The 23,210-nt window shown below is 71.6% G+C and carries 21 protein-coding genes; 13 read left to right on the forward strand and 8 right to left on the reverse strand.

Going from position 1 to position 23,210, the window contains the following annotated elements; all coding sequences use genetic code 11:
* Nucleotides 1-57 precede the first annotated feature (57 nt).
* The 4 genes from ACH4U8_RS27240 (at nt 58) to ACH4U8_RS27255 (ending at nt 3,198) form a co-directional block, all read left to right on the forward strand.
* Nucleotides 58-747 carry a TetR/AcrR family transcriptional regulator gene (locus ACH4U8_RS27240; RefSeq protein ID WP_360313092.1) on the forward strand — a complete coding sequence of 230 codons (690 nt, stop codon included), beginning with the start codon at nt 58-60 and terminating at the stop codon, nt 745-747.
* Between the two features lie 74 nt (nt 748-821).
* Nucleotides 822-1,574, forward strand: a complete 753-nt coding sequence (locus tag ACH4U8_RS27245; RefSeq protein WP_379988203.1) for an SDR family NAD(P)-dependent oxidoreductase — start codon at nt 822-824, stop codon at nt 1,572-1,574.
* Nucleotides 1,575-1,715: 141 nt separating this feature from the next.
* Nucleotides 1,716-2,756 (forward strand): NAD(P)-dependent alcohol dehydrogenase, encoded by a 1,041-nt coding sequence (locus ACH4U8_RS27250; RefSeq protein WP_360313096.1) that lies wholly within the window; start codon nt 1,716-1,718, stop codon nt 2,754-2,756.
* Nucleotides 2,757-2,847: 91 nt separating this feature from the next.
* A complete protein-coding gene (locus tag ACH4U8_RS27255) occupies nt 2,848-3,198 on the forward strand; it encodes a tetratricopeptide repeat protein (RefSeq protein WP_395780809.1) in 351 nt (116 codons plus the stop codon).
* A gap of 8 nt (nt 3,199-3,206) precedes the next feature.
* Here ACH4U8_RS27255 and ACH4U8_RS27260 read toward each other — a convergent pair whose 3' ends face one another.
* From ACH4U8_RS27260 to ACH4U8_RS27270, 3 genes are all read right to left on the reverse strand, one after another.
* The gene (locus ACH4U8_RS27260; protein WP_395780811.1) at nt 3,207-3,881 is read right to left on the reverse strand and encodes a lysoplasmalogenase; all 675 of its coding nucleotides are present in this window, start codon (nt 3,879-3,881) and stop codon (nt 3,207-3,209) included.
* Entirely contained in the window at nt 3,878-4,738 is an 861-nt protein-coding gene (locus ACH4U8_RS27265; protein ID WP_360313102.1) for a sterol desaturase family protein, read from the reverse strand. The genes ACH4U8_RS27260 and ACH4U8_RS27265 overlap by 4 nt, the downstream gene beginning before the upstream one ends.
* Nucleotides 4,739-4,916: 178 nt before the next feature.
* Nucleotides 4,917-6,047 carry a DUF2382 domain-containing protein gene (locus ACH4U8_RS27270; protein ID WP_395780813.1) on the reverse strand — a complete coding sequence of 377 codons (1,131 nt, stop codon included), beginning with the start codon at nt 6,045-6,047 and terminating at the stop codon, nt 4,917-4,919.
* 341 nt (nt 6,048-6,388) lie between these two features.
* On the opposite strand from ACH4U8_RS27270, the gene ACH4U8_RS27275 reads away from it, so the two are divergent.
* The gene (locus ACH4U8_RS27275) at nt 6,389-6,850 is read left to right on the forward strand and encodes a GNAT family N-acetyltransferase (protein WP_360313106.1); all 462 of its coding nucleotides are present in this window, start codon (nt 6,389-6,391) and stop codon (nt 6,848-6,850) included.
* A 4-nt stretch (nt 6,851-6,854) separates the two neighbouring features.
* Here ACH4U8_RS27275 and ACH4U8_RS27280 read toward each other — a convergent pair whose 3' ends face one another.
* On the reverse strand, nt 6,855-7,091 hold the full coding sequence (locus tag ACH4U8_RS27280; protein WP_360313108.1) for a hypothetical protein: 237 nt from the start codon (nt 7,089-7,091) through the stop codon (nt 6,855-6,857).
* A gap of 489 nt (nt 7,092-7,580) precedes the next feature.
* Here ACH4U8_RS27280 and ACH4U8_RS27285 point away from each other — a divergent pair, with 489 nt between their 5' ends.
* Entirely contained in the window at nt 7,581-9,353 is a 1,773-nt protein-coding gene (locus ACH4U8_RS27285; protein ID WP_360313109.1) for a hypothetical protein, read from the forward strand.
* Here the strand turns inward: ACH4U8_RS27285 and ACH4U8_RS27290 are convergent.
* A complete protein-coding gene (locus ACH4U8_RS27290; RefSeq protein ID WP_360313111.1) occupies nt 9,277-10,230 on the reverse strand; it encodes an A/G-specific adenine glycosylase in 954 nt (317 codons plus the stop codon). The genes ACH4U8_RS27285 and ACH4U8_RS27290 overlap by 77 nt on opposite strands.
* Nucleotides 10,231-10,411: 181 nt before the next feature.
* Here ACH4U8_RS27290 and ACH4U8_RS27295 point away from each other — a divergent pair, with 181 nt between their 5' ends.
* Nucleotides 10,412-11,254: a hypothetical protein gene (locus ACH4U8_RS27295; RefSeq protein WP_360313113.1), complete on the forward strand. Its 843-nt coding sequence runs from the start codon at nt 10,412-10,414 to the stop codon at nt 11,252-11,254.
* Nucleotides 11,255-11,330: 76 nt separating this feature from the next.
* On the opposite strand, the gene disA is transcribed toward ACH4U8_RS27295, so the two are convergent.
* Both disA and radA read right to left on the reverse strand, forming a co-directional pair.
* The gene (disA, locus tag ACH4U8_RS27300; protein WP_360313115.1) at nt 11,331-12,440 is read right to left on the reverse strand and encodes a DNA integrity scanning diadenylate cyclase DisA; all 1,110 of its coding nucleotides are present in this window, start codon (nt 12,438-12,440) and stop codon (nt 11,331-11,333) included.
* A 346-nt stretch (nt 12,441-12,786) separates the two neighbouring features.
* On the reverse strand, nt 12,787-14,178 hold the full coding sequence (gene radA / locus ACH4U8_RS27305) for a DNA repair protein RadA (protein ID WP_360313117.1): 1,392 nt from the start codon (nt 14,176-14,178) through the stop codon (nt 12,787-12,789).
* A 133-nt stretch (nt 14,179-14,311) separates the two neighbouring features.
* On the opposite strand from radA, the gene ACH4U8_RS27310 reads away from it, so the two are divergent.
* A complete protein-coding gene (locus tag ACH4U8_RS27310) occupies nt 14,312-15,799 on the forward strand; it encodes a hypothetical protein (RefSeq protein WP_395780815.1) in 1,488 nt (495 codons plus the stop codon).
* Between the two features lie 117 nt (nt 15,800-15,916).
* On the forward strand, nt 15,917-17,551 hold the full coding sequence (locus ACH4U8_RS27315; protein ID WP_395780817.1) for a hypothetical protein: 1,635 nt from the start codon (nt 15,917-15,919) through the stop codon (nt 17,549-17,551).
* 38 nt (nt 17,552-17,589) lie between these two features.
* Here the strand turns inward: ACH4U8_RS27315 and ACH4U8_RS27320 are convergent, their stop codons facing one another.
* Nucleotides 17,590-18,330 (reverse strand): hypothetical protein, encoded by a 741-nt coding sequence (locus tag ACH4U8_RS27320; RefSeq protein ID WP_395780819.1) that lies wholly within the window; start codon nt 18,328-18,330, stop codon nt 17,590-17,592.
* A 106-nt stretch (nt 18,331-18,436) separates the two neighbouring features.
* On the opposite strand from ACH4U8_RS27320, the gene ACH4U8_RS27325 reads away from it, so the two are divergent.
* The 4 genes from ACH4U8_RS27325 to ilvD all read left to right on the forward strand — a co-directional run bounded on the left by ACH4U8_RS27325 (nt 18,437) and on the right by ilvD (nt 22,993).
* A complete protein-coding gene (locus tag ACH4U8_RS27325) occupies nt 18,437-19,363 on the forward strand; it encodes a Ppx/GppA phosphatase family protein (RefSeq protein WP_360313125.1) in 927 nt (308 codons plus the stop codon).
* A 191-nt stretch (nt 19,364-19,554) separates the two neighbouring features.
* On the forward strand, nt 19,555-20,385 hold the full coding sequence (locus ACH4U8_RS27330) for a sugar phosphate isomerase/epimerase (protein WP_360313216.1): 831 nt from the start codon (nt 19,555-19,557) through the stop codon (nt 20,383-20,385).
* The gene (locus tag ACH4U8_RS27335; RefSeq protein WP_395780821.1) at nt 20,378-20,992 is read left to right on the forward strand and encodes a TetR family transcriptional regulator; all 615 of its coding nucleotides are present in this window, start codon (nt 20,378-20,380) and stop codon (nt 20,990-20,992) included. Before ACH4U8_RS27330 ends, ACH4U8_RS27335 begins: the two co-directional genes overlap by 8 nt.
* Before the next feature lie 147 nt (nt 20,993-21,139).
* On the forward strand, nt 21,140-22,993 hold the full coding sequence (gene ilvD / locus ACH4U8_RS27340) for a dihydroxy-acid dehydratase (RefSeq protein WP_360313129.1): 1,854 nt from the start codon (nt 21,140-21,142) through the stop codon (nt 22,991-22,993).
* Nucleotides 22,994-23,210 lie beyond the last annotated feature (217 nt).

Genomic DNA, 23,210 nt, shown 5'->3' on the forward strand with positions numbered 1-23,210 from the left:
ATAACTTGGCATTGAATGTGCGCAGTGTCAACATGGGGCTGGATCGAACGGAGAACCATGGCAAGCGAGCAAGCCGCCGGCACCTCGGGTCGTCGCGGATACCACCACGGCGACCTGCGCAACGCGCTGACCGAGGCCGCGGTGGAACGGGCCCGGGCCGGCGGCCCGCAGGCGATCGTGTTGCGCGAGGCGGCGCGCGCGACGGGGGTGTCCTCCACCGCCGCCTACCGGCACTTCGCCAACCATCACGAGTTGGTCGTGGCGGTCAAGGATCGCGGTCTGGCGATGCTCGCGGCGACGATGCGGGCCGAATTGGCCGCAGGCGAGCCGTGTGCGGATCCGGGCGACGAGGCGCTGCGTCGGCTGCGGGCGGCGGGGCTGGGCTACGTGCGCTTCGCGTTCGCCGAGCCCGGCCTGTTCCGGACCATCTTCCACGGTGCCGCCGAGGGCGAGCCGCTGATCGGCCGTCGGCAGGCGGCCCGGGCGGCGGGCGAGGACGACGGGCATCTGCCCGGCACGCCGGACGAATCGGAGGAGTCCTACTCGCTGATGTCCCAGGCGCTGGACGAACTGGTCGTGCTCGGTCGTCTCCCGGCCGAACGGCGCGAGTACTCCGACGTGGTGATGTGGTCCGCCGTGCACGGGTTGAGCGTGTTGTTGCTGGACACCGAATTGGCCCATCTCCCGGACGAGACCAAGGCGGACATCGTCCGGCGCGGCATCGACGTGGCCCTGAACGGCCTGTGAGACCGGTCGCGGCCGTCCCCCATTAGGTCCCGTCCGACGGGCGCCGGCGCTCGCCCGCTCGCAGGATCGAAGGCATGAGCGCCGACTTCGCGACCAGGACCGCCATCGTCACCGGAGCCGCCTCGGGCATCGGCGCCGCGATCGCCCGCCGACTCGCCGCCGACGGCGCGAACGTCGTGGTCGCCGACCTCGACGACGACGGCGCGGCCCGGGTCGCCGCCGAGATCACCGAGGCCGGCGGCACCGCCCGGGGGATGCGGGTGGACGTGGCCGAACCGCAGTCCTGCGCGGCGCTCGTGCGCGCGGCGGTGGAGGCGTTCGGCGGGCTGCACCTGGCGGTGAACAACGCGGGCATCACCGGCCCGCACGCGCACACCGGCGAGTACCCGACGGACGGGTGGCGCAAGGTGATCGAGATCAACCTGAGCGGTGTCTTCTACGGGATGCGCCACCAGATCCCGGCGATGCTGGAGTCCGGTGGCGGCGCGATCGTCAACATGGCCTCGATCCTGTCCTCGGTCGGCTTCCCGAACGCGGTCGGCTACGTGGCCGCCAAACACGGCGTGCTGGGCCTGACCAAGACCGCCGCGATCGAGTACGCGCAGCAGGGGATCCGGGTCAACGCGGTCGGCCCGGGCTTCATCGAGACCCCGCTGCTGAAGGAATCCGACGCCGAGGCGCACGCCGCGCTGGCCAGGCTGCACCCGATGGGCCGACTCGGCACGGTCGAGGAGGTGACCGAGCCGGTCGCCTTCCTGCTCTCCGATCGGGCCGCCTTCGTGACCGGCAGTTACCACCTGGTGGACGGCGGCTACACCGCGCCGTAGCGCGGCTCCGCGGATACCCCGCCCGGGTAATCCATTCGGTTGGTGAGTAATAGCCTCACCATTGACGTCGCCGGCCCACCGTGCCACCCGGGCATCACTCGTGTATCACACGGGGCCGGTACGCCGGAAAGGGAGAAACCCATGAAGGCCGTCCAATACGTCGAGTTCGGCAAGCCGGTCGAGGTGCGGGAGATCCCCGCGCCCGAACCGGGCCCCGGGCAGGTGCTGCTGAAGGTCACCGCCGGCGGTGTCTGTCACTCCGACATCTTCGTGATGAGTCAACCGACCGGAACCTTCGGTCCCGACGCCCCGCTCACCCTCGGCCACGAGGGCGCCGGCATCGTGGCCGCGCTCGGCGACGGGGTCACCGGCTTCGCGCTCGGCGACGCGGTCGTCGTCTACGGGCCGTGGGGCTGCGGTGCCTGTCACGCCTGTGCGCAGGGCAAGGAGAACTACTGCACGCGCGCCGGCGAGCTGGGCATCCGACCGCCCGGCCTGGGCGCCCCGGGCGCGCTCGCCGACTACGTGCTGATCGACGACGCCCGGCACCTGGTCCCGATCGGTGACCTGGATCCGGTGCAGACCGTGCCGCTCACCGACGCCGGGCTGACGCCGTACCACGCGATCAAGCGCTCGCTGGACAAGCTCTACGCGGGCAGTACCACCGTGGTCCTGGGCGTCGGCGGCCTGGGCCACATCGGCGTGCAGCTCCTGCGCGCGTTGTCCGCGACCCGGGTGATCGCCCTGGACGTGAGCGAGGACAAGCTGGAGCTGGCCCGCGCCTCGGGTGCGCATCTGGCGATCAGGTCCGACGACAAGGCCGCCGGGATCGTCCGCGAGGCCACCGACGGCCTCGGCGCGCAGCTCGTGCTCGACTTCGCCGGTGTGCAGCCCACCGTCGACCTGGCCGCGAAGTGCGCCGCCACGGAGGGCGACCTGACCATCGTCGGCATCGGCGGCGGCACCCTCCCGGTCGGCTTCGGCCTGCTCCCGTACGAGTGCTCGGTCAGCACGCCCTACTGGGGCACCCGCACCGAACTGATCGAGCTGATCGAGCTGGCCCGGCACGGCGGGGTGAGCGCGCACGTGGAGCAGTTCCCGCTCGACCAGGCCGCCGACGTCTACGACCGGCTGCACCACGGCCGGATCAACGGCCGCGCGGTGCTGGTCCCCGGGACCTGACCGGCGCGCGACCGGCTGCGGAATACCTGGACGGGGTATGCGGTTCTGCGAGGTGTCCGACACCGTCACGAGCATCGCGAAGGGAGCCACCGTGACGCTGACCCTGGAGAACTACCGAGTAGCCGAGGAACTGGTCGAGCAACGCGACCCGTTGGGCGCGCTGCGCATCCTGGAGCCGGTGCTGGAGGACGAGCGCGACAACGTGGCCGTGCAGCAACTGGCCGGCCGGGCGTATTTCCTCGCGCTCCGGCTCGGCCGGGCCGAGGCGACGCTGCGGCGGGTGGTCGAGCTCGACCCGTGCGACGCATGGGCCACGCACGCACTCGGCCGGACCCTGGAGCGGGCCGGCCGCGGCGCCGAGGCCGCGCCGTATCTGCGGCTCGCCGCGGCGATGAACCCGGAGCCGGAGTACACCGCGGCAGCGGCGAGGCACGCCGACTGAGCGACGACTCAGCTCGAAGAGGCGGCGGAGCGATCCGTCGCCTCTTCGGCGTCCGGGCGCGCGAACGGCCAGGTCGCCCAGGTGAGCGCGAGGAGCAACTGGGCGGCCACGTAGGTGGGCATCACCACCGCGTCCTGACCGGGCACCAGGTCCACGTCGGCGATGCCCAACGCGATCACCGCGTCCGAGAGCAGGAACAACGCGCCGCCGAGCCCGGTACGCCGGCCCACTCCCGCCGCGTACGCCGCCATCGCGGTGAGCAGCAGGCTGTAGCCGAGCACCGGCACCAGCAGTTCGTCCAGCCCGCGCCACACCAGCGCCATCATCGCGCCCCACGCGAGCAGGTACCCGAGCGCCCGACGCGGCGAAAGCGTGCCGCCCAGGCGCCGAAAGGCCAGGAGGTAGCAGACGTGCCCGACCGCGAACCCGGCCATCCCGATCATGAAGGCCGCGTCGTGGTCCACGAGCAGCCCGACGTCACCGACGAACCCGCCCGCCAGTGCGCCGATCGGCAGCCCCGCGCGCCCCGCACCGGGTCGTGCCGCCACCCACACGAAGGCGATCAGCACCGGCATCAGCAGCGTCTTGCTCACCCAGCGCGGCCCGTCCACGCCACTCGCGGCGAAAACCGTGTCGGCGACGCCCAGGGTCAGGTAGGCCGCGAGCAGCGCGCGTGCCCTCACGCGCCGGCCCGGGCGCCGGCGGGCGGGGCGATCGCCTCGGTCGCGGGCTGCCAGCCCGGCCCGCGCAACACCCGGCCGAACCGCACCCGCCAGGTGCTCGCGGCCCGGACGTCGCGTGCGATGGCCGCGTATTCGTGGAAGGCCACCCGCAGCGGGTTGTAGGTGCCGATGTTCTTGGTGAGCCCGTAGTCCACCGGTTCGCCCTCGGGCTCGAAGCTGCGGAACAGCCGGTCCCACAGGATCAGGATGCCGCCGTAGTTGCGGTCCAGGTATTGCCGGTTCGAACCGTGGTGCACGCGGTGGTGGGAGGGCGTGTTGAAGACGTACTCGATCGGCTTCCAGAGCTTGTCGATCCGCTCGGTGTGGATCCAGAACTGGTACAGCAGGTTGATCGAGAAGGACGTGATCACCATGGCCGGCGGGAAACCGAGCAGCAACATCGGCCCGATGAACACGATGTGGTGCGCCCCGGTCCAGGTCTGGCGCAGTGCGGTGGAGAGGTTGTAGTGCCGGCTGGAGTGGTGCACGACATGACTGGCCCACAACAACCGGATCTCGTGTCCGGCGCGATGTTCCCAGTAGTAGAAGAAGTCCACGCCGAGGATCACCAGCGCCCAGGCCCACCACGTGTACCCCAGCCGCAGCGGGGTCAGCTCGTGCAGCCCGTCCCAGGCAAGCACGGTGAGCAGCCCCCAACCGAGCCCGACCGCCAGGCTGCCGAGGCCCATGGTCAGGCTCGTCGCGGTGTCCTTCACCGCGTACCCGCGCTCGTTGTCGTCGGGGGCGAATCGGTACGACACCCACTCGACGACCAGGAGAAGGGTGAAGACCGGAACGGCGAACACCGTGAGGTCCATGCCTCGGACCCTACTGGCGAGTAACGCCGGGCGGAAGGGGTGATTTGCCGCTGATTTTCCACCGGTTTCCCGTGGCCGCGCCGATCGTCCGCCCGACACGGGGCGAAGCCCCCGGCCGCCCTCGGAGGGATGAGCCGGGGGCGATCGGGGGCTTCGCGGGAAGCGGAGCGGAGCGGGCCTAGCCGTGCTTGTTCTTGTCCGGTCGCTCGCCCTTGCCGTCGAGGACCTGCACCTTGTCCCCATCGTGCAATTCGATGCGTTCGCGCCGGACCTCCTCGGTCACCCGCTGCTCGCCCTGCACCTTCTTGGCCACCAGTCGGATGCGCTCCACCGCGACGACCTCCTTGCGGACGACGACCCGTTCGGCGTGCAGCACCATCTCGCGCGAGCTGTCGCGCATGTCCGGGGCGTCGAGCGCGGCGCCGCGGTTGGAGCCGTCGATCGGCTCGCGGACGATCTCCCACTCCTCGTGCGTCACGGGGACGACCTTTTCCACCCGCTCGGTCTCGACCACCTTGCGCAGCGCCACGCGCCCGGTCTCGATCGTCTCCACGTGCACGTCGAGTCGCTCCTCGGAGCGGGTCATCACGTTGTCGGTACCGGCCGCGCCGGACGTCGACGTGGTCCGGGCGGTGCCCGTGCCCATGCCGGTGCCCGTGGCGGTGCCGGCCGCGGGCATGCGGGTCGGGGCCGAGGTCGCCATGCCCGCCTTGGAGTCCGGCCCCATCGCCGGCCGATCGTGCGTCGCGGTGCCGGCCATCCCGGCCGCCGCGCTCGCCGCCGGCGGGTCGTTGGTGCGCACCGACGGATCGTGCTTGCCGGTCAGCTCCTCGAAGCCGTCGTCCGAGCCCGCGAGCTGCGACTTGGACATGTCCTCGCGCCGGTGGGTGCCGGCCGCCCCGGCCGCTCCCGCGGTACCGGCGGCTCCGGCAGCCGCGGCGGTGCCGGTGTCGGTCCCGGTGCCTCGGGCGGTCTCGGTGCGGGTCATGCCGCCGGACGGCGTGACGCTGTAGTGGCGGTAGAGGCGAGCCTCTTCCTCCGGCGAGAGGTGCTCGTCGGTGCCCAGGCTCGGCGCCTCCTTGACGAGCTCCTTGTCGAACGGCACCCGGAGGTCGTCGCCCTGCATGTCGGCCGGACCCAGGGGCACGAAGCTCTCGCGTCCGCCGAACATGCCGGTCTTGACGGTGACCCACTCCGGCTCGCCGGTGCGGTCGTCCAGGTACACCTGGCCGATGGTCCCGATCTTGTTGCCTTCGGAATCGACGATCTTGCGGCCGATCAGTTCCTGTGGAGTGACATTCGTCTTCACGAGCCAACGCTCCTGTTCCCGGCGTCGCGGCGAGGGTGTCGCGACATGGCGGTCGTCGTGTGGGAGCTCCGCTCACCAGCAGACGGCGAATCGGCCGAGGGGACAACCGGAGGCGGCCGGGACGGTGTCCGTCCGGTGCCCGTCGCGGCGCTGTCATCAGCGGGAATGCAACCGGTGCCGACCTGCGGCGGGGCCGGCCGGATTCACCCGAGTGGGTGAGTGACGGGCGGCGCTCGACCGGATATCGAGCGCACTGTTCGGGCTGTTCGCGGCAACCTCGCGCAGGAGTCGGGCCGGCGCGTATCCCGGGGTGGGCCGGTCGGGATTTGTAGGCTCTCGGCATGACCATGACGATCCGCCCGGCGACGGCTCGGGACTTGTCCGGGGTGCTCGCGCTCTACGCCGAGTTCCATCCCCGCGATGTGCCACTGCCGATCGAGGACGCACACCTGATCTGGGCGGACATCGCCACGCAGCGCGGTCGTACGGTGCTGGTCGCGGATCTGGACGGGACCGTCGTCGGCACCGCCGACTGCGTGGTGTTGCCCAATCTCACCCGAGGCGGGCACTCGATCATGTTCGTGGAGAACGTCGTGGTGGCGGCGGCGCGTCGCAGGCTGGGGATCGGTCGCCGGTTGTTGGCCGCGGCAGGCACGCTGGCCGCCGACTCGGGGTGCTACAAGCTGCAAATCCTGGCCGCGGACAACGCCGAGGCACACGAGTTCTACCGGGCCTGCGGCTTCGAGAGCCCGGCTCGGGGCTTCCGCCGCTACCTGCGACCCGTCTCGTCGGACAGGGGCTAGCCGGTCACCTGCCGGTGCGCCAGGGGCCGCCGAGGGAGCCTTCCGGTGGGTCGGTGGGGCCGTTGTGCAGCCAGCCGGTGCCTCGGCAGTGCGGGCAGCGGGTGCCGGCCCAGATCGTCGACACCTCGCGATGCCGACTGCGGTACACCCGGCCGGAGGTGTCCAGGCCGGTGCCCTGGCAACCCATGCATCGGATCGCGTCGCCCGCCGCGGACTCGTGATGTCCGACTTCCTCCGTCACCGGGTCCCCCTTCGATCGGTGTGCGCCCGCGATCGAGCCGTATCGCGTTCCGTAGTGGGCGCGTGTACACCCAGTATTCGCGGGCCGTGCGCCCGGCGCCGGGATTCGGGACGCAAAGGTTGTCGGGTCGGGTGCGGGAGTGCGCGTGGGGCGGGCACGGCGGAGCGTCGGGGGCGTCGTCGCCCGCAGGGTGCGGTGGTCGGGATCGGGGTCGCCGGGGCGCGCATTGCAATGCTTTTGCCCGGTGGTTTCGTTACGTTGGAAAAGAATTATTGCCGAAATGTCACGCGCTGCGCGGCTTGGCGATACAGTTTTCGATCGAATTGTCGAACGATCATGAGGGGCAATTCGATCGACTATTTCAACGATGATATTATTGCGGCCGATCGGTGTGCGGGACGACAACAGCTCGGGAGCAGGGCGATGGGCGTAGAAAGCGCCTTGGTCGAAAATAATGCGACCGAGGTCACGGGGAATACCGATCCCGAAATGTCGCGAAAAAGACCGTGGTATCGGCCGGACGCGCGGACCGGATGGGCCCTGGCCGTCGTGCTGGTTCCGGCGCTGTTGCTCGGACTGGCCGCCTTCCGGCGCCGCTGGATCGGTGACGACGGACTGATCTTCGTGCGGGTCTCGCAGCAGATCCTGGACGGGAACGGGCCCAACTTCAATGTCGGCGAGCGGGCCGAGGCGGCCACGTCCACGTTGTGGCCGTGGTTGCTCGCGCTGGTCGGCGGGGTGACCGGGATCGATCTGGTCGCCGTCGCGGTCTACGGCTCACTGCTGTGCGCGGTGGTCGGTCTGGCGATCGCCACGATGGGCACCCGGCGGCTGTACCGCGATCTCCCGGGCGGCGGGTGGCCGCTGCCCGCCGGGGCGTTGGTGATCGCCGCACTGCCGCCGTTCTGGGACTTCGCCACGTCCGGTCTGGAGATGGGGCTGATCTTCGTCTGGCTGGGCACGAGTTGGACGCTGTTGGCCCGGCTGGACCGGGACAGCTCCCTCGCCCGCCAGGCGTGGACCTCGTTCGCGCTCGGCATGGGCGTGCTGGTGCGGCCCGACCTCGCGTTGGGCACGATCGTGTTCGCCGTTGCGGCGTGGTTGCTGCTGCGGCCGACCCCGAAGCGGCTGGCCCTGCTCGCGTTGTGCGGCGGCCTGCTCCCGGTGCTCTACCAGATCTTCCGGATGGGCTACTACGGCGTCCTGTTGCCCAATACGGCGATAGCCAAGGAGGGCACCAAGACCGACATCGGTCGCGGCTGGACCTACTTCGAGGACTACGCGAGCCCGTACAACATCTGGGCGCCGCTGCTGCTCACCGTGGTGGCGGTCGGTCTGTTGGTCACCGTGGGCCGTTCGGTCGGCGACTTCGAGCGCTACCGGATCCGGGTGCTGACCGCGACCGCGCTGGTCGTGGGCAGCGTGTTGCTCGGCTATGTGATCGTGGTCGGCGGCGACTTCATGCACGCCCGGCTGCTGCTGCCCGGCACGTTCGCGTTCCTGCTGCCGGTGCTGGTGTTGCCGTTGCAGCGGCTGTACGCGAGCACCGCGGCGGGGCTGGCCGTGTGGTCGGTGGTCTGCGCGGCCTCGATGCGGGTGCCGTACCAGGGCTTCGGTCCGCAGAACATCGAGGACACCCGCTCGTGGTACGTGACCTGGACCGGCGAGCGGAACCCGGTCACCGCGAAGTCCTATCGGGACGCGTTCGTGAAGCGGCTGGAGGGCGTGGGCGTCGAGTGGAAGAAGGACGCCGCGACGCCCGGTGCGCAGTTCGTCTACCTGACCTACTACCACGAGCCCGACAAGTTCTGGATGTTGAACTTCGACTTCCGCTCCGCGCCGCTCAAGTACCACGTCCCGATCACCGACTCGGTGGTCTACGGCGCGCTCGGGCAACCCGCGGTGCTGGTGCCGACCTCGGGTCTGGCGATCGACATCTTCGGCCTGGCGAATCCGCTCGGCGCACACCTGGACCTCGACTATCGGACCCGGTCCGGGCACGACAAGCTGACCTACATCGAATGGATTCTGGCCGACTTCACCCAGCCGGGTACCCCACTGGACCTGCGCAATGTCGATCCGGCCAAGGTCGAGGCGGCCCGGCGGGCATTGAACTGCGGCGGTATTCGCGAACTTCAGGAAGCGACCCGCGAGCCCATGTCGGTATCGCGATTCTGGAAGAACCTCATCGGGTCGCCGGAACGGAACTCGATGCGGATTCCGACGAATCCGATCGAGGCGGAGAAGAAGTACTGCCGCTGAGCGGGCCGGCGGGCAACCGGTACACGCCCGCCGCCAACGGCTCGACCAGCCCGTCCGCGACCAGCCCGTCCAGTGCCCGTGCGCGTTGGACGGGCTCGTCCCATACCGCGTCCAACGCGGCCTGGGACACCGGTTCGGCACTTTCCCGCAGCACCGCGAGCAGGCGGCCGCGGACCTGGCGGTCGGTACCCGCGTAGGTCTGGCCGCGTCGGGGCGGGCCCTCGTACGCGGGCTTGCCCGCCAGCCGCCAGGCGCACAGTGCGGCGATCGGACAACCCACGCACTTGGGCGACTTCGCGGTGCACACCAGCGCGCCGAGTTCCATGATCGCCACCGCCCAGGTCGCGGCGCGTTCCGTGTCGGCGGGCAGCAGCGTGGTCGCGGTGCGCCGCTCGGCCGGCGTGGTGGCCTGCGGCGGGTACTCGACGCCGGTGACCGCCCGCCCGATCACTCGGCGCACGTTGGTGTCCAGCACGATGTGCCGTTGCCGGAACGCGAACGAGGCGACGGCCGCGGCGGTGTACTCGCCGACGCCCGGCAGGGCCAGCAGATCGGCGTGTGCGGACGGGACATCGCCGGCGTGGCGCTCGACCATCGCGACGGCCGCGCCGTGCAGCCGCAGCGCGCGGCGCGGGTAGCCGAGTCGGCCCCACATCCGCACCGCCTCGCCCGGCTCGTCGGCGGCCAGCGCGGCCGGCGTGGGCCAGCGGGTCAACCAGGCCCGGTAGACCGGCAACACCCGCGCCACGGGGGTCTGTTGCAGCATGAACTCGCTGACCACCACCGCCCACGCGGATGCGTCGGGGGTGCGCCAGGGCAGATCGCGTTGATTGGCCGAGTACCAGTCGAGGATCGGCTCGTGCAGTGCGTGTGACATCTCTCCCCGATCCTCGCACGTTACGGCGGATCACTCGGGCGAGTGACGGTGGCTTCTGCCCGCAAATGCCGGAATAAGCCTGCGACCAGGGCTTCTTCGGTCGCGACACGCCACGAAATTCCAACGCTTCGGACGGTGTGGCTACACCGGACGGCGTAACGATCTCCCCTAGAGTTTGCCCGTGGACTCGATGCGCCGTCCCGTGGGTCACCTGCCGTCAACCGTGTATTGGCGACGGCGGGTCTTCGTGCTGCTCGCCCTCGCGCTGTTGATCGCGCTGGTGGCCTGGGCATGCACTGCCGGTGGGGACTCCGACGACAAGAAGAACGCCTCGGACAAGAAGCCGATCGCGACCGGAACGGCTTCGCCCGATCCGAGCGCCATCACGCCGGGGCCCAACCCGACCAACGGCGCCAATCCGCCGATCCCGGGCGGTGGTTCCGGCACGCCCGGGGCGGGCACCTCCGGTGCGTCGGCGGGCACGTCCGGCCAGACCGGCGGGCAGGCGGGCCAGAGCGCCGGACAGCCCGGCGGCACGGCCGGCAGCGGCGGCACCACGCCCGGAGGCGGCAAGGCCGCGCCGGCCGGTGGCACCTGGTGCACGCCGAGCATGATCCGGGTGCAGATCCAGCCGGTGGAGTCGGGCAAGAGCGCGTACAACGCCTCGCAGAACGTGGCGCTCAAGCTGATCGTCACCAACCAGACCGGCCCCACCTGCTTCGTCGACCTCGCGCCGGGCCACGCCTACATCGAGGTGCTCTCCGGCAACGACCGGCTGTGGAGCTCGGCCGACTGCGCCGCCGGTGCGGCCACCGACGTGCGCCAGTTGCAGCAGGGCGACGCGCAGGCCGTCTCGATCACCCGCGACTGGTCCTGGACCCGCTCCAACGCCGGACAGTGCGCCACCAACGGCGGGCAGACCAAGGCCGCCCCCGCGGACAAGGCCGCCTACCGCGCCAAGGGCACGCTGGCGGGCCTGGAGCCGTCCGGCGAGTTCGTGTTCACCGCGACGGTGGGCAAGTAGCGGGACGACCCGCGTTCGACCACGAGAAGGGCCCCGGCGCACGCGCCGGGGCCCTTCTCGTGTCGTGCGACCGCTCTTACACGTAGCGCTCCAGGATCGAGGACTCGGCGAGTCGGGACAGGCCCTCACGCACGCTGCGCGCCCGCGCCTCGCCGACGCCGTCCACGGCCTGGAGGTCGTCGACGCTGGCCGCGAGCAGCTTCTGCAGGCCGCCGAAGTGCTCCACGAGCCGCTCGATCACCACGGGTGGCAGCCGGGGGACCTTGGCGAGCAGTCGGTAGCCGCGCGGGCTGACCGCGGAGTCGAGCACCTCGTGGCCCGACGTGAAGCCGAGCGCGCGGGCCACCGTCTGCAGGTCGAGCAGATCCGCGTGCGCGAGACCGTCGAGCTCGGCGAGCACGTCGGCCTCGGTGCGGCCACGCTTGATCGCCCGCTCGGGCACGTAGTCGCGGGCGACCAGCTTGCGGTCGTCCTCGACGCCCGCGATCAACTCTTCGAGTTGCAGCGAGAGCAGCCGGCCGTCGACGCCCAACTCGGTGACGTAGCCGTCGATCTCGCGGGCGATCAGGCGCACCATCTCCAGCCGCTGGGACACCGCGCACACGTCCCGCACGGTGACCAGGTCCTCGATCTCCAGCGCGGACAGCGTGCCGGACACCTCGTCGAGCCGGAGCTTGTACCGCTCCAGGGTGGCCAACGCCTGGTTGGCCCGGGACAGGATCGCCGCCGAGTCCTCCAGCACGTGTCGCCTGCCGTTGACGTAGAGCGCGATCAGGCGCATGGACTGGCTCACCGAGACCACCGGGAAGCCGGTCTGTTTGTTGACCCGCTCGGCGGTGCGGTGTCGGGTGCCGGTCTCCTCCGTCGGGATCGACGGGTCCGGGACGAGTTGGACGCCCGCCCGGACGATCTTCGTGCACTCGCGGTCGACCACGACCCCGCCGTCGAGCTTGCACAGCTCGCGCAGTCGGGTCGCGGAGAACTCGACGTCGAGCACGAAGCCGCCCGTGGACAGCGCCTCCACCGTCTTGTCGAAACCAAGCACGATCAGGCCGCCCGTGTTGCCCCGCAGAATGCGCTCCAGGCCGTCGCGCAGGGCGGTGCCCGGGGCCACGGATTGCAGCGCGGCCCTCACGAGGGCCGCGTCGGCACTCGTGCCCTTGTCGGTCCGGTCATTCGTAGCCACAGAACTCCCCGTGGTCGTTGCCATCCTCGGCCGGCCATCGGCCGTCACCCGGGCATTTGCTCCGGTATGCACGGCCGGGAGCGCCTCAGGACCTGCGGTCGACACAGGTCGGCCGCTACGTCGGAAGATCGGTGGAAAAGTCTAGTGCCTCCCGGCCGCCGACCGGTCGCCTTATCCGGCCCGAAGCCGTGTTTCGGCACAGGTCGCGCATGCCGTTCCGCTTGTCGAGTATCTCCGAGGCGACGCTTGGTCACTCCACGGGGCACGGAAAGTTGTCGGACGGTGCGGAAACCGTCCCGCCGGCGTCCCCTGGACGTCCGCTCCGGGCGGGCCGCGGCGGGCTCGTTCACTCGCGGTCGGACTTGCGCTCGCGCTGCGAGACCAGGTTGAACGCGCGCAACGCCTCGCGGATGTCGGCCACCTCGATCACCTTCATGCCCTTGGGGATCTTGCCCGGGTCCGGCGGCACCAGCGCGTGGGTGAAGCCGAGCCGGAACGCCTCGGCGAGTCGGCGCTGCACGCCGGTGGCCCGGCGGATCTCGCCGGCGAGGCCGACCTCGCCGATGGCGACCAGCTTGGACGGCAGCGGGTGGTCGGCGGCGGCGCCCGCGAGCGCGAGGGCCGCGGCCAGGTCGGCGGCCGGCTCGGTGAGCTTCACGCCGCCGACGGTGGCGGTGTAGATCTCGGTCTTCTCCAGGCGCACCCCGCCGCGCCGCTCCAGGACCGCGAGCACCATGCCCATCCGGGCCGAGTCGAGCCCCGAGGTGGCCCGGCGCGGGGTGGGGATCTGGGACGGCGCCACCAACGCCTGCACCTCGACCACGAGCGGGCGCTTGCCCTCCAGGGTCACCGTGACGCACGTGCCGGAGACCGGCTCCTGGCGCTGGGTCAGGAACAGGCCGCTGGGGTCGGTCAGGCCGGTGATGCCCTCGTCGTGCAGCTCGAAGCAGCCGACCTCGTCCGCCGTGCCGTAGCGGTTCTTGATCGCGCGGACCAGGCGCAGTCGGGCGTGTCGGTCGCCCTCGAAGTGCAGCACGACGTCGACCAGGTGTTCCAACAGGCGCGGGCCGGCGATCGAGCCGTCCTTGGTGACGTGGCCGACCAGGACGGTGGCGATGTTGCGTTCCTTGGCGATGCGGATCAGCGCGCCGGTGACCTCGCGGATCTGGGACACGCCGCCGGGTGCGCCGTCGATCGCGGGCGAGGCGATGGTCTGCACCGAGTCGACCACGAGCAGCGCGGGTTTGACCGCGTCGACATGGCCGATCAGCGCGGCGAGGTCGGTTTCGGCGGCGAGGTAGAGCTCTTCGTTGAGCGCGCCGATCCGGCCCGCGCGCAGGCGGACCTGGGCGGCGGACTCCTCACCGGTGATGTAGAGCGTGCGCCCGGCGGGCGAGGCGGACTTGCTGGCCACGTCCAGCAGCAGGGTGGACTTGCCGACGCCGGGCTCGCCCGCGAGCAGCACGACCGCGCCCGGGACCAGGCCGCCGCCGAGCACGCGGTCCAGCTCCTCGACGCCGGTGGAGCGGAACTTGGCCGTCTGGACGTCGATCCGGCCGATCGGCAGCGCGGCGGTGGTGACCGGGCCGGCGACGATCGAACGGGCCTTGGGCGCGCCGAACTCCTCGACCGTGCCCCAGGCGTGGCACTCGTTGCAGCGGCCCAGCCATTTCGGCCCGGTCCAGCCGCATTCGGTGCAGCGGTACGACGGGCGATCCTTCGTGGTGGTCCTGGCCATGCCAGGAACGTTAACGGCCCGCGCCGACATCGATCGCCGGCCGCCGATCGATCATGGTCGGAATGTCTTGATCCTGTCACCGAGCCGGCAAAGAGATGGTGACCATGGGGCGTTCTCCCTACCGTGAGGCGGCATGGCGGGTGGGGACGTTGCGGGGCAGGGATCCGGTACGACGGACGTGACGGGCGCGGTGCCCGACGCCGTCGCGTTGTACGACGTGCACGGCGACGCCCTGTTCGGGTTCTGCGTGGCGCTGGGCTACGGGCCGGGGGTCGCGGCGCGGGCGGTGCGCGCGACGCTGGCGGCGGCGCCCGAGCGCATCCGGGTGCTGCGCGAGCCGGGCCGGGCCCGGGCGCTGCTGTACGCACTGGCCCGGGCCGAGTGTGCCCGTACGGCGGCCGACCGGCCCGGCCCGGGCGTGGTCCGGCAGGTGTTGGCCGCGGGCGGCGCGTCCTGGAGCGTGCCCGATCGGGAACGACTGGTGCCGCTGGTGCCGTACGCGCTGTGGGCGGTGGACGAGGTCGAGCGCATCGTGCTGGACCTGTCCGTGCGGCATCGTCTGCGGGATCGGGAACTGGCCGATGTGCTGGCGCTGTCCGAGCGGCGGGTGGAACGCGTGCCGGCCCGTGCCCGGGAGCAGTTCGAGCACGCGCTCGCGGTCTACGCGGTGGCCACCCACGCGCGCCGGGACTGCCCCGAACTCGCGCTGCTGCTGCCGGACGCGGGTGCGGCGGTGGACGCGTCGCTGCGCCCGCCTTTGTACCTGCACGTCGACTCGTGCCCGGACTGCCTGGTGTTGCGACCGGGGGAGGTGGACGCGCGGGCGGTGTTGGCCGCCGCGCTCCCGGCCGCGGCGCCGTACTCGATTCGGACCGAGTTGCTCGCGGCCGGGCCGGCGGGTGCGGGTGGCTGGGACGGCGCGGAGCCGGTCGATCGGAGCGGCTTCCCCAAGGGGATGGGCCGGCCGCGTTCGCGGGTGCCGGTCGTGCTGGCGGGTGCGGTGGTCGTGGCGCTGGCGCTCGGCCTGGCCGTGGTGGTGCGACCGGGCGACGGGGACGCGGGCTCGCCGGTCGCGCGGGGCCCGGCCCGGTTGCCGGAACAGCCGGTGGTCGTGCATCCGTCCACGGCTGCCTCGCACCTGCCCGGTGTCGCCACGTCGAGGCCGACCTCGGCGGCGCCGAGTACGCGTGTGGGCAGCGCGAAGCCGACCACCCGCGGCACCAGGAGCGCCAAGCCCACGGCGGCCGGCCCCGTGTCGGCGGCCGCGGTGCCGGTGACCCGGCCGCGGTCGGTGGAGGGGACACAGGGCAATCCGGCGCCGCGGGGCACGCTCGCGTGGTCTCTCGCCTCGGTGGACCTCGACGCGGCCGGTGCCACGCGGACCGTCCGGCTCACCGCCACCGGTGGACCGGTGACGTGGACCGTGGCCATGTCGGAAAATGATTGGCTCACGGTGAGTCCGAAATCGGGGACGCTGGCCAATGGCCAGTCGATATCGATCACGATCTCGGCGAATTCCGACAAGGCACCGGCTGCCACGAGGGCGGTAACCCTCACGGCGAATCCGACGGGTGCTTCGCTCGTGGTGCGTTGGGCCGTCGATCGCGTGGATGTTCGATGAACGAATTCGGCCAAAGGTGACGGACATTCACTCGAAAGTATGATTGTCGACCTCGAAAGGCGTATGAAAGTGCAAATCGCCTGAGTCGACGGGTCTCGGACACCTACGTTCACGAGCGTGACGGATTCGGTAACCGGCCCGGCAACCGCCCCCGGAGGGGCTCCTCGCTTCGCGTCCCCCACCGCGGTGCTCTCGTGGGGACGCGCCGCCTACGACGCCTACGCCGAAGGGCTCTACACCTACTGCCTCTCGGTGCTTCGCGATCACCAGGCGGCGGCGGAGTCGCTGCGCAGCACCTTCGTGCTGGCCGATCGTCACATCGGCCGGCTCCCCGACCTGGATCTGCTCAAACCGTGGTTGTACGCGCTCGCCCGGTACGAGTGCCTGGTCCGGCTGGACGCACACGTGCGGGTGGGCACCGGGCCCGCGCGGCCCGAGGACGTGCGGGTGGTGTGGGCGCACGAGCGCAGCCTGCCGCCGCTGGCCGCGGACGCCGACCTGTTCCCCGGCACCGAGGCGGGGCGGACTCCGGCCCGGCGCGGCGACCTGGACGAACTGGCCTGGCCGGACGCGGTGGGGCTGGTGCCGGAGCAGCGCGAGGCGCTCGAACTGTCCGTCCGGCACGGGCTCGCCCCGCGCGGCCTGGCCGCCGTCCTCGGTTGCGACGAACAGCACGCGCGCAGCCTGCTCTTGGCGGCCGGCCGGGAGGTGGACCGGACCCGGGCGGCGATCGCGGGCGCGGAGACCTCGGCCGACTGCCCCGAGGGCCAGGAGCTGGCCACCGGGCGGCTCACCTCCATGCTGCGCGAGCGCCTGATCGGGCACGTCGAGACGTGTCGGCGGTGCGGACCGCAGGTGCGCCGCGCGGTGACCTACCTGGCGCCGACCACGGGCGCGGCGGCGGTGCCGGTCGGGCTCGCGCTGATCGCGCCGCCGGCGGCACTGCGGATCGAGGTGCTGGGCGAGGTCGGCAAGGGGCGCTCGGCCCAGCGGCCGCCGGAGATCGCCCGGCGGGTCGCCGAGTTCGACCGGGCCGGCTTCCCGGTCTTTCGGGCCGGCGTGGTCGAGCGGGGCAATCGCCGCCGGGCCACGGTGATCGCGGCGGTCGTGGTGGCCGCGGTGGTCGCCGCGCCCGCGCTGGCGTTGTGGCAGGCATCGGGCGGATCCGCCGGCGAGTCGGACATCAGGGTGGTCACCATCGCCTCCGCGCGGGTGGAGAGCCCGAGCGGTCGCGCGGTCGCCTCGCCTCCCATCGAGCCGGCCAGGTCGCCGACCACGACGGGCAGCCCCGCCGCCTCGGGAGCACCACACGCCCACGGCTTCGCCCCGCCCCCCTCCGCGGCGGCCCCCGCCTCGCGCGCGTCCGAGGTCGTCGCGCCCGGCATCATCCCGCTGCCGCCGCCCACACCCCAGCCCCTACTGGTCACCGCCACCCACACCGGCGACCACACCCTCATCACACTGCGCAACATCGACTCCACCCCGATCGACTGGCAGGTCCACCCGTCAGCGCCCTGGCTACGAACAACCCCCACCCACGGCACGCTGGCCCCGGGCCAACAAGACACCATCACCGTCTCGGTCGATCCGAAACGAGCCCCACACGGCTCCTGGACAGCCAAGGTCCTGATCGCCCCCGGCGCCACGGTAATCACCATCGACGGCACCACAGGCACCACAGGCACCCCAACCCCCTCCACCCCACCCACGACCCCGCCCCCGACCCGTCCCACCCAGAAGCCAACGGGATGAGTCCGACGGGCCGAGCCCCCAGCCGCCCCCCAACACCCTCAGCCCGGATCCGCCGGATGCGGTGCAACCACCCGCCCACCCGCCAACCTGGCCTCACAAGCCGTGACCAAGACCGCGTAAGCCGCCGCGCCCATCAATTCGCGAAGTTCGGGCCCATAGGACTCGTACACCGGCTCGCCCGCCCCGTGGGCCTCGGTGCTCCCGGTGCACCACCAGTGCAGGTCGTGGCCGCCGGGGCCCCAGCCTCGGCGGTCGTACTCGCCGATCGTCACCATCAGCACGCGGGTCTCGTCCGGGCGGTCGATCCAGTCGTACGTCCGGCGCACCGGCAACTGCCAGCACACGTCCGGCTTGGTCTCCAGCGGGTGCACACCCTCGCGCAGCGCGAGGGCGTGCAGCGAACAGCCGGCGCCGCCGGCGAACCCGGGCCGGTTCAGGAACACGCACGCTCCGTCGACCAGGCGCGTGCGCTTGTCGCCGTCCTCGAACTCGCTGACGCCCTGCTCCATGGCCAGGTCGTGGAACTGCCAGGTCTGCGGCGTCAGCCGTTCGGCCCACGTCAGCACCCGCGTCTCGTCGTCCTCGTCCGACCAGTGCGCGCCCAGCGAGCAGCACCCGTCCGGCGCGCGGCCGGCCACGACGCCGTGGCAACCGGCGCCGAAGATGCACTGCCAACGCGAGGTCAGCCAGGTCAGGTCGCAGCGAAAGAGCTGATCGGCGTCATCGGGGTCGGGGAACTCGAACCAAGCACGCGGAAAATCCAGGTCTACCTCAGGCACGGGACAAGGGTAGGGCTCGGCGCCGGGTGATCCGTCGGGCAAAGGTGTGGCAACCGAGGGAACGCCCCCGCTCGCGCGCCGGGGGCGACGGATTACCTTCGTGACCATGCGACTCGGTGTTCTCGACGTGGGCTCCAATACGGTCCACCTGCTCGTGGTCGACGCCCATCAGGGTGCTCGGCCCCTTCCTGCCTACTCGCACAAGCGCGAACTGCGCCTGGCGGAGCTCTTGGAGCCGGACGGCAGCATCGCCCCACAGGGGGTCGATCTGCTGGTCCGGACGATGGCCGCCGCCCTGGAGGTGGCCGAGGACAAGGGCGTCGAGGACCTGCTGCCGTTCGCCACGTCCGCGGTGCGCGAGGCGGCCAACTCCGAGGCGGTGCTCGATCGGGTGCGCCGCGAGACCGGCGTGGACCTCCAGGTGCTCACCGGCGCCGACGAGGCCCGGCTGACCTTCCTGGCGGTGCGCCGCTGGTTCGGCTGGTCCTCCGGACGCCTGTTGGTGCTCGACATCGGCGGCGGCTCGCTGGAGATCGCGGCCGGCGTGGACGAGGAGCCGGACGCGGCGGCCTCGCTGCCGCTGGGCGCGGGTCGGCTGACCCGGTCCTGGCTGCACACCGACCCGCCCTCGCCGGACGAGATGCGGGTGCTGCGCAAGCACGTACGCGCGGAGATCGCCCGGACGGTCGCCGAGTTCAGCCGGCTCGGTCGGCCCGACCACGTGGTGGCCACGTCCAAGACGTTCAAGCAATTGGCCCGGATCGCCGGCGCGCCGTCCTCGGGCGAGGGCCCCTACGTCAAGCGCTCGCTCAGCCGGGCCGGGCTGGCCGACTGGCTGCCCCGGCTCGCGGCGATGACCGCGAGCGAGCGGGCCGCCCTGCCGGGGGTGTCCGTGGGCCGGGCCCCGCAACTGGTCGCGGGCGCGATAGTGGCCGACGCGGCGTTGGACCTGTTCAACGTGAACGCGCTGGAAGTGTGCCCGTGGGCGCTGCGCGAGGGGATCATCCTGCGTCGGCTGGACTGGATGGACTAGGCCCGGTCCGGCCCGGGTCGTGCGTTCACTCGGATGCCTCGGCCGCCACCCGGATCACCCGCACCGATGTGTGGGATACCGCCGGGTCGGCGGCCGATGGTTCTACTCTGGGCGACGTGGACGACCACGACATACTCAACGGTACGGGGGCCGACACGTCCGAGGCGCGGGTGCCGGACGCGGTTCCGCGCGTGCCCGACGCGGTGTTGCGCGTGCCGGACGCGAAGATCGCCCTGTCCACCGCGTCCGTCTACCCGGAGTCCACCGCCGACGGTTTCGAGATCGCGGCCCGGCTGGGCTACGACGGGATCGAGGTCATGGTCTCGACCGACCCGGTGAGCCAGGACGTCGAGGCGCTGCGCCGGTTGTCCGATCACCACGGCGTGCCGATCGTGTCCGTGCACGCGCCCTGCCTGCTGATCACCCAGCGGGTGTGGGGGACGGACCCGTGGACCAAGCTGGTGCGCGCGCGGGACGCGGCCGAGCGGCTCGGCGCGAAGACCGTCGTGGTGCATCCGCCGTTTCGTTGGCAGCGCAGCTATGCCCGCGACTTCGTGCGCGGCATCGATCGCATGGCGGGGGAGACCGACGTGCTGTTCGCGGTGGAGAACATGTTCCCGCTGCGCTACCGGGACAAGGAGGTCGCGGCGTACGCGCCGGACTGGGATCCCTCCGACGAGGACTACCGGCACTTCACCCTCGACCTGTCGCACACCGCGACCTCGCGCTCGGACGCGCTGGACATGCTGGCCCGGATGGGCGACCGGCTCGGGCACGTGCACCTGGCCGACGGCAGCGGTTCGCTCAAGGACGAACACCTGGTGCCCGGCCGCGGCACCCAACCGTGCGCGGAACTGCTCGAACACCTCGCGCGCACCTCGTTCGCCGGGGCCATCGTGCTGGAGGTCAACACCCGCCGAGCCGCTTCGCGCGCCGAACGCGAGGCGGATCTGGCCGAGGCGCTCGCGTACACCCGGCTGCACCTGGCGGCCGAGGCCGGGGTGGAGCGGCGGCATGGCTGAGGCACGAACCGCCGGCTCGCGGCGTGGTCCGGGCCGACCGCCCGGCCGGCGCGGTGACGCCTCGGCGACGCGCGAGGGCATCCTGGGCGCGGCCCGGGTCGAGTTCGCCGCGCGCGGCTACGCCGGTGCCTCGGTGCGCGCGATCGCCCGCGCCGCAGGGGTGGATCCGGCGCTCGTGCACCACTACTTCGGCCCCAAGGACCGGGTCTTCATCGCCGCGATGGACCTGCCGCTGGAGCCCGAGGCGCTGGTCGCCCGGGTGTTCGCGGCGGGCGTCGAGCAGGCCGGCGAGCGGCTGGCCGAGTCGTTCGTGACGCTGTGGGACCACCCGGACACCGGTCCGCGGCTGCTGGCCATCCTGCGCACCGCGGTCTCCGACGGGGGCAACCCGGCGTTTCGCGAGTTCGTCGGCGCCGAACTGACCACACGTCTGGCCGAGGGGATCGGCGGCGACGACGGGGCACTGCGGGCGAATCTGTGCGCGAGTCAACTCCTGGGCGTCGCGCTCACCCGCTACGTGCTGGGGCTGGAGCCGATCGCCTCGACGTCGTCGGCCGAGCTGATCGACCGGCTCGCGCCGATCCTCCAGCGCCACCTGAGCGGCTGAGCGCGGCCGGGTCGGGTGGCCTTCGGGCGGATCCGAACAGGCCGGCGACGGGTCGCATGGTGGACGTCCGCGCCGCCCGTCGCGGTCGCGGACGTAAGCTCGAAAGCACCCCGGATCCACCGGTGAATTGCTGAGAGGGTGTGTGCAGTGCCGCAACTCAGGTCTCGGACGGTCACCCACGGTCGCGAAATGGCGGGCGCTCGCGCGCTCCTGATGGCCGCAGGCGTCAAGCGTGAGGACTTCGGCAAGCCGATCATCGCGGTTGCCAACAGCTTCACCGAGTTCGTACCGGGGCACACCCACCTCCAGCCGGTCGGCCGGATCGTGTCCGAGGCGATCTCCGCCGCAGGCGGCATCCCGCGCGAGTTCAACACGATCGCCGTCGACGACGGCATCGCGATGGGCCACTCCGGGATGCTCTACTCGCTGCCCTCGCGCGAGCTGATCGCCGACGCGGTGGAGTACATGGTCAACGCGCACCAGGCGGACGCCATGGTGTGCGTGTCCAACTGCGACAAGATCACCCCCGGCATGCTGATGGCCGCGCTGCGGCTGAACATCCCGGCCGTGTTCGTCTCCGGCGGTCCGATGGAGGCCGGTACCGCGGTCATGGTCGACGGCCGGGTGCGCCCGCACCTGGACCTGATCACCGCGATCGCCGACTCCGCGTCCGACCAGGTCTCCGACGAGGACCTGGAGCGGATCGAGAACGCCGCGTGTCCCACCTGCGGTTCGTGCGCGGGCATGTTCACCGCCAACTCGATGAACTTCCTGGTCGAGGCGATGGGCCTGGCACTGCCGGGCAACGGCTCGGTGCTGGCCACGCACACCGCGCGCAAGGCGCTGTACGAGGACGCGGGCCGCACGGCGGTGGAGATCACCAAGCGCTACTACGAGCAGGACGACGAGAGCGTGCTGCCGCGCAACGTGGCGACCCGGGAGGCGTTCGAGAACGCGATGTCGATGGACATCGCCATGGGCGGCTCGACCAACACCATCCTGCACCTGCTCGCGGCGGCGCAGGAGGCGGAGATGGACTTCACCATGGCCGACATCGACGCGCTCTCGCGGCGCGTGCCGTGTCTGGCCAAGGTGGCGCCGAACAACGCGCCGTACCACGTGGAGGACGTGCACCGCGCGGGCGGTGTGCCCGCGCTGCTCGGCGAGTTGTACCGCGCCGGGCTGCTGCACGAGGACGTGCGCTCGGTGCACACCGACTCGCTGGCCGAGTGGCTCAAGACCTGGGACGTGCGCGGCGGTTCGCCCTCCGCCGAGGCGGTCGAGCTGTTCCACGCCGGGCCCGGCTGCGTGCGCTCGGCCACCGCGTTCAGCCAGTCCGAGCGCTGGGACTCGCTCGACCTGGACGTCGCGGCGGGCTGCATCCGCGACGTCGAGCACGCGTACAGCAAGGACGGCGGCCTGGGCATCCTGTACGGCAACCTCGCCGAGGCGGGCTGCGTGGTCAAGACCGCGGGCGTGGACGAGTCGATCTGGACCTTCTCCGGCCCGGCCGTGGTGGTCGAGTCGCAGGAGGCGGCCGTCGACGCGATCCTGACCAAGCGGGTCAAGGAGGGCGACGTCGTGGTGGTGCGCTACGAGGGTCCCAAGGGCGGTCCGGGCATGCAGGAGATGCTCTACCCGACGTCCTTCCTCAAGGGTCGCGGGCTCGGCGCCAAGTGTGCGCTGATCACCGACGGGCGCTTCTCCGGCGGCACCTCGGGCCTGTCCATCGGGCACGTCTCGCCGGAGGCGGCGGCCGGCGGCACGATCGCGCTGGTCCGGGACGGCGACATCATCACCATCGACATCCCGAACCGGCGGATCGAGCTGGAGGTCTCCTTCGAGGAGCTGGCCGAGCGCCGCGAGCGGCTGCTGCACGACCTGGGCAAGTACCGCCCGGTCGACCGCGACCGCCAGGTCAGCACCGCCCTGAAGGCATACGCGGCGATGGCCACCAGCGCGGACAAGGGCGCCGTGCGCGACGTCTCGATGTTCGACTGACCCCTCACGCCGCACCGATCAACCGCACAGGGCGCCCCGGCCACGGCCGGGGCGCCCTGACGCGTTATCGGCCCACCGTCGCGGTGAACACGGACTTGCCGGACGGCTCCGGCCCCGGGAGACCTCGCCCGTTCCGCCCCCGCCGAGCCGTTCGAGCACCTCGCACGGTCCGCTGCGCGTCACGTGGGGTGCCCTCGTCGCCGACCGGGGGAAAACG

Origin of the sequence: Embleya sp. NPDC020886 (assembly GCF_044333915.1) — a bacterium.
Classification (GTDB): Bacteria; Actinomycetota; Actinomycetes; order Streptomycetales; family Streptomycetaceae; genus Embleya.